8 protein-coding genes are annotated in these 12,279 nt (G+C 74.0%); 6 read left to right on the top strand and 2 right to left on the bottom strand.

Annotation, left to right across the window (positions count from 1 at the left end; all coding sequences use genetic code 11):
- Positions 1-326: 326 nt before the first annotated feature.
- The 6 genes from BL253_RS06385 to BL253_RS06360 all read left to right on the top strand — a co-directional run bounded on the left by BL253_RS06385 (position 327) and on the right by BL253_RS06360 (position 7,637).
- Entirely contained in the window at positions 327-1,142 is an 816-nt protein-coding gene (locus tag BL253_RS06385) for a DUF1003 domain-containing protein (RefSeq protein WP_076814423.1), read from the top strand.
- Between the two features lie 108 nt (positions 1,143-1,250).
- Positions 1,251-2,852 (top strand): D-alanyl-D-alanine carboxypeptidase family protein, encoded by a 1,602-nt coding sequence (locus BL253_RS06380; protein ID WP_338013690.1) that lies wholly within the window; start codon positions 1,251-1,253, stop codon positions 2,850-2,852.
- A 23-nt stretch (positions 2,853-2,875) separates the two neighbouring features.
- Positions 2,876-3,151 carry an SCO4848 family membrane protein gene (locus BL253_RS06375; protein WP_076814419.1) on the top strand — a complete coding sequence of 92 codons (276 nt, stop codon included), beginning with the start codon at positions 2,876-2,878 and terminating at the stop codon, positions 3,149-3,151.
- Positions 3,152-3,266: 115 nt separating this feature from the next.
- Entirely contained in the window at positions 3,267-5,843 is a 2,577-nt protein-coding gene (locus tag BL253_RS06370; protein WP_241834576.1) for a RecQ family ATP-dependent DNA helicase, read from the top strand.
- 70 nt (positions 5,844-5,913) lie between these two features.
- Positions 5,914-6,414 carry a GNAT family N-acetyltransferase gene (locus BL253_RS06365; RefSeq protein ID WP_096335929.1) on the top strand — a complete coding sequence of 167 codons (501 nt, stop codon included), beginning with the start codon at positions 5,914-5,916 and terminating at the stop codon, positions 6,412-6,414.
- Between the two features lie 854 nt (positions 6,415-7,268).
- Positions 7,269-7,637 (top strand): hypothetical protein, encoded by a 369-nt coding sequence (locus tag BL253_RS06360; RefSeq protein WP_076814417.1) that lies wholly within the window; start codon positions 7,269-7,271, stop codon positions 7,635-7,637.
- A 247-nt stretch (positions 7,638-7,884) separates the two neighbouring features.
- On the opposite strand, the gene BL253_RS06355 is transcribed toward BL253_RS06360, so the two are convergent.
- Together BL253_RS06355 and BL253_RS06350 are read right to left on the bottom strand one after the other, a co-directional pair.
- On the bottom strand, positions 7,885-9,345 hold the full coding sequence (locus BL253_RS06355) for a protein kinase domain-containing protein (RefSeq protein WP_420801628.1): 1,461 nt from the start codon (positions 9,343-9,345) through the stop codon (positions 7,885-7,887).
- A gap of 300 nt (positions 9,346-9,645) precedes the next feature.
- Positions 9,646-12,156: a serine/threonine-protein kinase gene (locus BL253_RS06350; RefSeq protein ID WP_076814414.1), complete on the bottom strand. Its 2,511-nt coding sequence runs from the start codon at positions 12,154-12,156 to the stop codon at positions 9,646-9,648.
- Positions 12,157-12,279: the final 123 nt, after the last annotated feature.

Genomic DNA, 12,279 nt, shown 5'->3' with positions numbered 1-12,279 from the left:
CGAGGACGACCGTGAGGAGGTGGCCGCTGTGAGTTCTAGCGGGTGCTCTAGTTACGGCCACCTCCGCCCGACGCTCGACGAAGGGTGCGCGGCGTAACGGCGGCCGCCAGGGCCCGTCCGGCGTGACGAGGCCCGGCTTCCGTTCTTCCCCGGGTGCGACTGCTCGCGCCCGATGCCGCACGCCCGAGCAACGTCAGCGTCTTCCCTGGGTGGGGTTGGCCGACCTGATCACAGTTCGGCCCCGGGCCGCCTTCGCGCGGCCTGCTCTCGACATGCGCGCCTGACCGGCTCCGGCCGGCGGCTCGGCGCGCGGAACGGGGACCCTCATGAGCATCACCACCACCGCCAACCGCGTCGTCTCCCGCCGAGCGGCGGAGCGTCTTGACATCCCGGTGGCCAGCCGCGTCGCGCTGCTGCCTCGCCCCGTCAACCGCGAGGCGTTCAGCCGCGGCGCCGAGCGCATCGCCCGGTACCTCGGGACCGGGCGCTACCTCGCCATCCAGACGGTGATCGTGATCGTGTGGATCGCGCTGAACATCGCGATCCCGTTGATGCGCTGGGACCCGTACCCCTTCATCCTGCTCAACCTCGCGTTCTCCACCCAGGCGGCGTACGCGGCCCCCCTGATCCTGCTGGCGCAGAACCGCCAGGACGACCGGGACCGGGCGGGGCTCGCCGAGGACCGCGCGGCGGCGCTGCGGGCCAGGGAGGACACCGAGTTCCTCGCTCGCGAGGTCGCGTCGCTGCGGCTGGCCCAGAGCGACGCGGCGACCCGCCAGTACCTGCGCGGCGAGCTCGCCCACCAGTTCGACGACCTGCGCGACGACCTGCGCGGCCTGGTTCTCGAGGCGGTGCGCGCCACCCTGTCCTCACCCGATCCCGCACCGGCCGGTACGGGGCCGCGGGGCAAGCTGGACGCCACCCTCGAGTCGGCCGACGCCCTGATGAACGGAACGCAGGGACGCCGTGGCGGACGCGGCGTCGACCGGTCGGCGGCCGGCCGCRGTGGCCGCCGCGCGGGCGGCGAGCGGCACCGGGCGGCGCCCCGTGGCCAGACGCTCACCGCCGCCATGAGGGTGTCGCGCTCGACCGGTTGTGGATCCGGTGGCGAGCCGTTCGGTAAATCTGGCCACACTGGGTGACGTGAGGTCGATCGCGTTCGGGACGACACCGTCCGCCCTGTCTCGTTGTGGTGATCACATCACGTAACGTAACAGTGTGAATGTCGCCAGTGCTTCCCATCACCTTCGGTGAGCGCGCGTCTCGCCGTCGCTCCCAGGGCGGCGTCGCTCTGGCTGGCCAGGTCGGCTTACCGCGCGGCCTCGGCGGCCGCATGGCGCGCGTCGTCGACGTCGCCGGCTCTCACCGGGGCGGCAGCCGGCAAGGTGGCCACCAGAACGGCGGTCGTGACGGCCGCGGCGGTCACGGCCGCCGTCGTGCTCCTGGCGGCGCTCGGCCTGGACCTGCTCGGCGGCGGGCCCGCCGCGGCGAGCACGGGCCCAAGGCCTAGGGGTCCTGGGCCGCGCGCGGTCGTAGCGGCCCCACTCGCCGCCGTGGCGGCCCTGACAGCGGCCCCAGCCCCGGCCCCAGCGACACCGATGGAGACCAGCCGGCCGCCCCAGGCCGCCAGCCCGCTGCCGGCGGCCCTCACCGCCGCGAGCTGGCTCGTCGCCGACGCCGGCACCGGAGAGATCCTGGCCGCCAGGGGTGCGCGCGTCCGCGACCTGCCCGCCAGCACCATGAAGATCCTTACCGCGCTCGTCGTGCTTCCGGCCCTCTCGCCCGATCTGATGGTCACGGTGAGCAAGAGCGCCGCCGAGGTCGACGGCACCAAGGTAGGGCTCGTCCCCGGCCAGAGCTACTCGGCCCGCGACCTGGCCACGGCGATGATGATCGCCAGCGGCAACGACGCCACGCTCGCCCTGGTCGAGGCCGCCGGCGGGCGGAATGTGGTGCTGGCCAGGATGAACGCGCTGGCCGCCGCGCTCGGCGCGACCGACACCGTCGCCGTCGACCCGACCGGCCTCGACGCGCCGGGGCAGCTCACCTCGGTGCGCGACCTCGCCGTCCTGGGGCGGGCCGCGATCGCGGAGCCCGCCGTGAGCCGGTACCTCACCATCCCGCGGGCCTCGCTGCCCACGCGCGACGGCGGCCGCTTCGAGATCCAGAACCACAATCTGCTGCTCGGCAGCTATGAGGGCACCCTCGGTGTGAAGAACGGCTACACGGTCGCCGCCGACGCGACCTACGTCGGCGCCGTCCGCCGAGGCGACCGGACCCTGGTCGTGGCTCTGCTGCGGACCGCGCCGAACTACGGCATCGACGCCCGTGCCCTGCTCGACTGGGGCTTCGCGAACGACGGGCTGGTCCGTCCTGTCGGCGCGCTGCCGCCCCGCGCCACGGTCGCCCGCCCGAGCGCCGACCGTGCCCGGGCGGCCGGCGCGCTCGGAGGTCGCGGGCACGAGGACGTGGACGGTGGATCGCCGGCCGCCGGTCGTCGCCCCGCCAGCGAGCACGGGACCGGCAGGGGGATCGGCTGGGCCACCTGGATGGCGCTTGGCCTGACCATCCTCGCCAGCGTGCTCACGGTCCGCACCCACCGCCGCCGGGCCAGGGCCTGCCCTAACACCCCACGCGCCCGCCGGCCCCGCCACCTGGCCCACCCGAACGCGGCCCGCCACCGGCAGGCCCAGCACGGGCAGGCCCAGCACGGGCGCGCCCGGCACGGCCACGCCCAGCGGGATCGGCACCGCCCGGCGCCCGGGCAGTCGATGCCGCGCCCGCGCCCGCCCGCCGAGACGAACGACGGACCTGCCCGCCGCCGGCGCCGGGAACCGGGCGCCCATCCCTGAGCGGCGGCTGCGAAGGTGGAGGCGTGACTCTGTCGAAGCGTGCGTCCTGGTTCCTGGTCGCGGTGGGTGTGTGGTCGTGGGTGATCTGGCCGACCTTCCTGCGCAACATCTGGAAGGACGACCGTTCCTGGCATGACGGCCCCACCGGCTTCTTCCTGGTCCACCTCGTCCTGACGGTCGTGTCCCTCGCTCTCGGTACCGCGGTCGGCTGGCTCGGTATCCGTGGCCTGCGTGGCGGCACCCGAGCCGCGGCCGGCGCGGCCGCCTCCGGCAGCGATCTGGTCGACTCGTCCCGCTGACCGGTCGTTCGCCACGCCGCTCTGTCAACCCTCATGCCCGGGGGCCCGCGGGCGGGTGGCGGTGAGCTGTCGCACGCATGCGATAGACAGGGCCGGGACGGGCGAGGTGATGACGATGCCAGCACACGCGGACACCGCGGCGGGCACGGAGCCGGGCACACCGGTGGGCACGGACGCTGGCGCGGCCACGGGGGACGGGGCCGCGGGTACGGGGGACGCGGCCGTGGGTACGGGGGACGCGGCCGTGGGTACGCCGCCGGCCGGCTCCGGCCCGGCCGGGGAGGTCCACGCCCCGGATGGGCGGGAGCGGGCCGAGGAGCTGCTGCGGCAGCTCGCCGGCCCGCACGCCCGGCTGCGCGAGGACCAGTGGCAGGCGATCGACGCGCTGGTGAACGGGCGCCAGCGGGTGCTGCTGGTGCAGCGCACCGGATGGGGAAAGTCCGCCGTGTACTTCCTCGCGACCGCGCTGCTGCGGGAACGGGGCGCCCTCACCCCCCGGGGGACCGCGCCGCCCGGCGTGCTCGACGCGCCCTGGCCGGACGAGCCGGCGGACCCGGACGACTACTACGAGGGCGGTGACTACGACGCCGCGTATGACAGTGGATACGACGATGCCGGGCCGGCCGACTATGACGAGAGCTCCGTTCCCCAGGCACCGGACGGCCTGGCGGCGGAACAGGTCCGCGCCTCCTCCGACCGGGTCGGTCCGACCGTCATCGTCTCGCCGCTGCTCGCGCTGATCCGCAACCAGGCCCAGGCCGCGGCGCGGCTGGGTATCCGGGCCGGCGAGATCCACTCCGGCAACGTGACCGAGTGGGACGAGGTGTACACGGCGCTGCGCGCCGGCGAGCTGGACGTCCTGCTGGTCGGGCCCGAACGGCTTAACAACCCGTCGTTCCGGAACGACTACCTGCCAGAGCTCGCCGCCACCACCGGCCTGCTGGTGATCGACGAGGCGCACTGCATCTCCGACTGGGGTCACGACTTCCGCCCCGACTACCGCCGGCTGCGCACGCTCATCGCGGGCCTCGGCGCCAGCGTGCCGGTCCTCGCGACGACCGCGACGGCGAACAGCAGGGTCGTCGACGACATCGCCGAGCAGCTCGGCGTCGCCGCCGGGCCGGAGGGCGCCGCCGCCGGGCCGGGCCGAGCCGGCGGCGGTGTCGCCGGCGGCGGGGGCGGCCGGGCGGGGGAGAGCGAGACGCTGGTGCTGCGCGGCTCGCTGGACCGGGAGAGCCTGCGGCTGGCCGTCGTCGAGCTGCCGTCCGCCGAGGCCCGGTTCGGCTGGCTCGCCGAGCATCTCGACCAGCTGCCCGGTTCAGGGATCGTCTACACGCTCACGAAGCCGGCCGCCGAGGAGCTGACCGTCTTCCTCCGCGCCCGCGGCTTCGCCGTCGCCGTCTATCACGGTGGCACCGAGGCGGCCGAGCGCATCGCGGCGGAGGAGGACCTCCTCGCCAACCGGGTGAAGGCGCTGGTGGCGACCTCGGCGCTCGGGATGGGCTTCGACAAGCCCGATCTGGGCTTCGTCGTCCACGTCGGCGCGCCGAGCTCGCCGATCAGCTACTACCAGCAGATCGGCCGGGCCGGGCGTGCCGTCGAGAAGGCGGAGGTCGTGCTCCTGCCGGCCGCCGAGGACCGTGACATCTGGAAGTACTTCGCCGACACCTCCTTCCCGCCGGAGCCGGTCGTGCGCGACGTGCTCGCCACGCTCGGCCGGGCGGGAAGGACGATGTCCACGCAGGCACTCCTGGCCGCGGTGAACATCGGGTCGGGCCGGCTCGAGTCGATGCTGAAGGTCCTCGACGTCGACGGCGCGGTCCGCCGGGTGAAGGGCGGCTGGGAGGCGACCGGGCGCCCGTGGCACTACGACGCCGAGCGCTACGCGCGGCTCGCCGCCGCCAGGGCCGCCGAACAGCGGGCGATGCTCGACTACATCGCCACCACCGCCTGCCGGATGGAGTTCCTGCGCCGCCAGCTCGACGACCCGTACGCCACGGCCTGCGGGCGCTGCGACCGGTGCACCGGTCAGTCCTGGGACACCGCGGTGTCCCAGGCGGCGCGGGAGCTGGCGCGCGCCGAGCTGCGTCGCCCTGGCGTCGTCGTCGAGCCACGCAAGATGTGGCCGACCGGGATGAAGACGCTCGGAGTGAGCCTGTCGGGGCGGATCCAGGCCGGCGTCGCCGCGGAGCCGGGCCGGGCGCTGGCCCGGCTCAACGACATCGGCTGGGGCAACCGGCTGCGCCCGATGTTCACCCCGGGCAGCCCGGACGGGCCGGTGCCCGATGACCTGGTCGACGCGGTCGTCGCCACGCTCAAGGCCTGGGACTGGTCACGCCGCCCCGCCGCCGTGGTGGCGATGCCGTCACGGTCCCGGCCCAAGCTCGCCGCGAGCCTCGCCGACCGGATCGCCGCGATCGGCCGGTTGCCGCTGCTCGGAGTCCTCGACCGGGTCGCCGACTCGCCGCCCGCCGGCACCGTCCACAACAGCGCGCACCGCCTCGCGGGCCTGGTGGACGTCTTCGCGGTCCCGCCAGCCGTCGCCGCCGGCCTCGGCCGGGCTGGCGGCCCGGTCCTCCTGGTCGACGACCTCATCGTCACCGGCTGGACGATGACGGTGGCCGCCCGCCTGCTCCGGGAGGCCGGCGCCACCGCCGTCCTCCCGTTCGCCCTCGCGCTGGAGACCGGGTGACGTGGGCCCCGGCGAACCGCGTCACTGATGGCGAGGCGGGACAATGATGACGAGGCGGGACAATGGGCCGGTGGGCGTGGACGTGCTGATCCGACCAGCTGAGGATGACGACTGGCCGGGGGTATGGCCGTTGTGGCACGAGGTGGTCGCCGCGGGCGAGACCTATCCCTATGACCCGGAGATGACGAGCGAGGCGGGCCGCGCGATGTGGTTAGCCGCGCCGCCGGCCTACACCTGGGTCGCCGTCACCCCGGACGGCCAGTTCGTCGGCACTTACCAGCTCACGCCGAACCAGCGCAAGCTCGGCGACCACGTCGCGAACGCGAGCTTCATGGTCGCGTCCGAGGCGCGCGGCATGGGCGTCGGGCGCCAGCTGGGTGCGCACTGCCTGGACGCGGCCCGCGCGCTCGGTTACCGGGCGATGCAGTTCAACGCTGTGGTGACCACCAACATCGCGTCGCTGCAGCTGTGGCGCTCGCTCGGCTTCATCATCGTCGGCACCGTCCCCCGCGGCTTTCGGCACGCTGTCCACGGCGAGGTCGACATGCACATCATGCATCGGTTCCTGTGAACCAGGTGATCTCGACACGCCCCGTTCCGATGCCGACGCGACGTGCCTCGGCCTTTGTCGAAATTCCTGACCCGGCGGTCCGGGCACTGGCTGACGTCACCGCCGACGGGCGGCGTGGGCCTCGGTCGCATACTGGGACCGGGACGACCCGCGCACCGCTTTTCTAGCTGGACGTATGCGCCTCGCGGACGCGAGACGCCGATTCTTGAAGAGATATCGGACGGCTCGCCGATATCAGGTTCCGTCTTTCGAGACGAGGTCCGCCGCCGTCGATCGGTCGGAGACGGCTCGGGATTCCCGGACCGGCACGGTATGGCGAATGCCGGCCCGCGCCGGCGCGGGCGGCCCGGCCCGGTGCCCCGTGTCTCGCCCCCGCGGTCTGCGCCCCGCTCCTAGGCGGCGATGGGATCGACTGCGCGACGGGCGGAACCGCGGTAGACGGACGTCGGCGCCCCGGTGCGTCGCGGCAGGCCGGATGTCGCGGCAGGCCGCCGCGAGTGGGCCCGCCCGCTCGCGGCGGCGAGAACGGTCTCGACCAGCCTTCAGTGGTATCGGTCACATCTTCCCGGCCTACTTCAATCGTTGACGTGTCGCCGGTCACGTCGAGTTGTCCGCGATTGGTCTTCAGGTTGTCACCCGCTGGTCCTTGAATTGGTGCCGAGCGTGCTCGTCCGCGCGCTTCTGGCCAGCGGGAATGCGGGGTACGGAGGCTGTTCGGGAGGCGACGGCGTGACGTGCGGATGCCTATGTATCGGCATTGTGAACTTCCTGGGGGCGACGTGGACATCTGACCGAGAGTGCCTAGCCTGGTTCCACGGCTTCTTCTGGCTCGCGGACAGGAAGGCGGCAGGGGGATGGTGTGGGAAGAGGACAACCGCTGCACGGCGACGGTCATGGGCGGTGGCCGGGGCTATGTCGCGCACCGGTGCGGCAAGCGAGCGCTGCACGGCGACCCCGAGGGCTTGTGCCGGTCGCATCGGCTCGAGCGTGAGGGCAGCCCGGAGACCGACGCCGAGGCGGAGCGCCGCTGGCGCGACCAGAAGGCCGCCGAGCGGCGCCTGTGGGAGCTGTGCCGCCATCTTGGTGACTTCTACAGCCTGCCGGTCGACCTCCAGTACGACGAGGCTGACCCGACCCATCCGCCGACCGGCCGCCTGATCGTCGACCCCGAGGACCTGCTGCGGGTGCTGCGCGCTCAGGACCTGATGCCCCGCGCCAGCTAGCTGACCGAACGGCGGGCCCCACCCGCCCGCTGGGAGACCGCTGGGAAGGTTCTCAGGACGGACCCTGGCGATGCCTCCGGCCGCACGCGGCTCCGCGATCGTCGTGCCTGGCCGGAGGCGGGCGAGTCCTGACGGGCTCAGCGCGCTACAGACGAGTCAGATCCCAGTCTCCGGCCGGCGCCGCGGGCGACACATGTAGCGGCGCGGCGCCGGTCCCCTCATCGGCCCGCCCGTTCCGCCACCGCTTCTATCCGTTGGCCGGGCAGAGCACCGGCACCTCGCATGACCCCGATGAGGTCACTGTCGGTGACGGGGTGCTGCCGCCCGATGGCTTTCCGGTCGGTGACTTGGTGGGGGACGGCGAGGTGGTGACCGGCGCGCTGGTCGGCGGGGATGCCGGCGGGCTCGCCGTCAGCGTGGCGGATGGCGTCGGCGGCGCGTTGGTACGCGGCGTCGTGCCGTGCCGGGTCGGCGCGGCGGTCGGCCCGTCCTCCGTCGGAATCACGGCGGGTACCGACGAAAACGTCGGCGTTGGCGTAGGAGACACCGATGACGTGTCATCCACGGTGACATGGGGCAGATCGGCCGGCTGGTCTCGGCCGGTCAGCAGCAGGCTGACCACGATCGCGGCGGCGACGACGACCGCGGCGGCGATCGCGGCGATCATCAGCGAGCGCCTGTTGTCGCTGGAGCGACGCCGGCCGCCCTGGCCGCGCGCCCCGGCGAACGGCTCCTCCGAGACCGCCTCGAGGCCGGACAGCTCGTCCGAGTTGGTACTGGAGATCTCTTCCTCGAGCGCGCGGAGATGGGCCGCGGCCACCGGGGCGCCGGCAGGCCGGCCGGCGCCGCCGCGCTCCGTCCCGTCGTCGTCCGTGCCGCTGACGTTCTCCAGCCCGGCGTCGTCGTTTCCGCCCTCGGCCGTGGCGAGCGACGGGCCGTTGACCACGAACATGGGTACCGGCTCGCTGTTGCGCGCGATCGGGACCAGCCGCTGGCGGATCTCGCCGGCGTCGGGGCGTTCCTCGGCGGCCTTGTCGAGCAGGTCGGCGAGCAGGGGACGCAGCGGCCCCGCGTTGCGGAACGGCCGGCGGCGGCCCTCGACGACGGCCGACAGCACGGCATAGGTCTCCGGGCCCTCGTACGGCGGTGAGCCCTCCACGGCCGAGTACAAGGTCGCGCCGAGGCCCCACAGGTCACTCGACGGAGTCCCCGACGACCCGCGGATCCGCTCCGGCGCGATGTAGGCCGGCGAGCCGACCAGCGCGCCGGTACCGGTGAGCGTCATGTCGCCCTCGGTCGCGGCGATGCCGAAGTCGGTCAGGCGGACCCGGCCGTCCCGCCCCAGCAGGACGTTGCCCGGCTTGACGTCGCGGTGCAGGACGCCCTTCTGGTGAGCGGCGCCGAGCGCCTCGATGAGCGCGAGACCGATCGCCGCGACCTGGTTCGGCGGGAGCGGGCCATGGTTGCGGATGACGTCGCCCAGGCTCTCGGCGTCGACCAGCTCCATGATGATCCAGTGACGCTCGGCCTCCTCCACCACGTCGTGGACCGCGACGATGGAGGGGTGGTTCAGGCGCGCGAGCGCGCGGGCTTCGCGCAGGACGCGGGCGCGGATCGAGTCCCGCTCGTTCTGCGCGCCGGCCAAGGGGACAAGGATCTCCTTGACCGCGACGTGACGTTGGAGGACCTCGTCCTCACCACGCCACACGACGCCGGCGCCGCCGCGACCGATCGGTGCGTCGAGGCGATAACGTCCGGCGACGATACTGGGGGTGCCGCTCCGAGAAGTCTCGGGCGGCACGCTCGCCGATCTGGCCATCCTGTCAAGTCTGACAGACTGGGTGTTTGACGCGCACGGAGCCCTCCCGTGACGGGGGATTCGCGGGGCGACAGGAGCCGTCTTCGCCGGCCCGCGCGAGGTGTGGCATCGGGGTGCGGCCGGCCTGGGCCGCCGCCGTGGCACGCCGCGGGGCTCGGCGGCGGCCGTCCAGCGGGGCGCGTGGGCTCGTCATGGCCCCGGCCGGAACGAGGCGAACATCTGCTGCCTCAGCGACTGATCGACGGTCCATCGCTCTTCCCCGGTCTGCCAGTAGAGCAGGTACCCGTGGCCGCCGCGGCTGGCGCCTCGGTCGAGCACATGGACCTTCCCCCTGTCCGTGCGGAACGTGAACTCCAGATCTGCCTCGGATGTGCCACCGCTACCGTCCGCCGGCGCGAGACGCACCCGCTGGTAGCCCGGGTAGTGCTGGGCATCGCCACGGAAGGCCGTCTCGAAGTTCTTGAGCCAGTCATCGAGGACAGATCGGGGCGCCGTTGTGAGACTACCGACTCGCAAGAACGTACCAGTGCCAGGATCGACGAAGTCGACCATTCCCGGACCACCGATGCCCACCTGGCGCTGCCACAGCGCCGGGTAGGCGACCGACCAGCCGCTCGAATCCACATAGGAGACCCAGCCGGGCGGCGCGACCATAGGCGTCGAGCTCTTCGCCAGCGCCGGCTCCGCGTCGAGACTGGCATCGCTCACGACGGCCGACGCGCTGGTGGCCGTCGGCTGGACGGCCGGCTTGTCGTCGTCCGAGGACGAGACCCGTACCAGCAGGAGCGCCACCGCGAGCACCACGATGACCGCCACCAGAACGATCACGGCTCGTCGCTCCGCGTGCGACCGGGCCGACCGCTGCGCGGGGTCCGGCCGCGCTGGCGGGCGCGGCGCCCGGTGGTCCGGCCGCCGCGCGCCGTTCAGCTTGCTGGTGGCGTCGGGGTCCGCTGGCCGGTCCGGGGCGAGCTCTCCGGCCCCGGACCGGCCAGCCGACGCGTCCTCTGACCCGTCGGAGCCCAGGAACGGGGCAGGGGTGGGCGCGCGGTCGACGACCGTCGTGACCGGAGCCGAGCCGGCCCGGGCGACCGTGCCGGTGTCCGCGTTCCCGCCCGCGGCGACGGCCGCCGGCTGCGCGGGCCGCGCCGCGCCCGTCGAGCCGACCGGCTCCGCGGGCACCGAGGAGGAGGCAGGCGCGGCGGGCCGCGGCGTGACTGGCGGGCTGGTGGCGGGCCCACCGCTCAGGACCGTCACGTCCGCCGGCGCCTCGGCCTCGGCGGGGCTGGTCGGACTGGCGGGGCTGGTCGGGCTGGCGGGGCTGGCGGAGTTAGCCGGATCGGCGGGGCTCGCGGAACTGGGCGAGTCGGTCGTGTCGACCTCGGGGGGTGCCGCGGCCATGAGGGCCGTCGCGGTCGGGTCGCTCTCCGCCTCGCCGGACACGTCCGGGACGTCCTCGAGGACGCGGGTCGGTCCCGCCTCGGTCGACATCACCGCTTCGGCCGCGGGACCTGCCGTCGCGGCCCTGACACCGGTGTAGCCCGCCGTGGCGACGGCGGCCGCGGGCGGCGGCGCGGGCATCGCCTCGGTCGGAGGCGGCGGCGTGGGCCCCGCCTCGGTCGGGGATGCCGGCGCGGGCGGGTCCGGCTGCCCGGCGGAGGCCACGGGTGTCCGTGATCGCACCGGCGTGGGCGGCACTGGCGTGGGCGGTACCGGTCGCGGCGGAGCCGGCCGGGATGACGGAGCCGGCCGGGACGCGGACGCCGGTGCCGGCCTCGCGGGCGCGTTACCGGCCGCCACGGGGCGGGGCGTCCTGGGCTGGGTGCCCGCGGTACGGGACGCCGTCTCGCCGGAGAGGTCGCGCAGCCGGGAGCGCACGACGGTGAGCGAGGGCCGGTCGGCCTCCCGCTGCGCGAGCATCGTCCGCAGGATCGGCCAGAGCGGCCCGGCGTGCCTGGGCGGCCGGATCAGGCCCTCGACGACCGATGTGAGGATGTCCACCGGTGTGGCACCGCCGAACGGCGGCTCGCCCTCGACGGCGGCGTAGAGCGTGCCGCCGAGCCCCCAGACGTCGCAGGCCGGACCGCCTGCCTCGCCCTGCGCGCGTTCGGGCGACAGGTACGCGGGCGATCCGATGACCTCGCCGGTCCTGGTGAGCCGCGGGTCGCCCTGGCTGACGGCGATCCCGAAGTCGGTGAGCCGCGCCTGCCCGTCGGGGGTGACGATGACGTTGCTCGGCTTGACGTCGCGGTGTATCACTCCGAGCCGGTGCGCCGCGTCCAGGGCGTAGGCCAGCGAGATCCCGATCTGGGCCACCCGCTCGACGGGGAGGCCCCCGTCGCGTTCCGTCAGGGTCGACAGCGCGTCACCGTCGACGAGCTCCATCACGATCCAGGGGAGCTCGCCGTCGTCGATGACATCGAGCACACCGACCGCGCCTGGGTGGTRCACCCGGCCCGCGGCGCGCGCCTCGCGCAGCACTCGTTCCCTGGCCTGCGCGACGGCCATCCCGCCACCGGCGGGCAGCCGGACCTGCTTGACGGCGACCGTCCGGCGCATGATCTGGTCGGTGGCGCGGTGGACCACCCCCATCCCGCCCTCGCCGATCACCTCGTCGAGCCGGTAGCGACGGCCGACGACCGTCCCCGGGGAGAAGGCCCCTGGCTGGCCGGCTCCCGACGCTGACCGGCCTTCGCCTGACATCTGGTGCTCCCTCGATCGTCGCCCCGGCCCGCGTCCGGCGTGCCGGGTTCATCCGAGCACACCCGGTCCTACCGGGATACACCCGATGCCCGGCTCACCCCATGCGCGGCCTCGCCGTTCCCA

Origin of the sequence: Pseudofrankia asymbiotica, from assembly GCF_001983105.1 — a bacterium.
Taxonomy (GTDB): Bacteria; Actinomycetota; Actinomycetes; order Frankiales; family Frankiaceae; genus Pseudofrankia; species Pseudofrankia asymbiotica.
Note: the sequence above shows the minus strand (reverse complement) of the source record. Positions and strands in the feature narration are given on the sequence as shown.

Bases quoted from the DNA above. Each gene is read 5' to 3' on its own strand.
- BL253_RS06360 (WP_076814417.1), top strand. From the start codon at position 7,269: ATGGTGTGGGAAGAGGACAACCGCTGCACGGCGACGGTCATGGGCGGT.
- BL253_RS06370 (WP_241834576.1), top strand. From the start codon at position 3,267: ATGCCAGCACACGCGGACACCGCGGCGGGCACGGAGCCGGGCACACCG.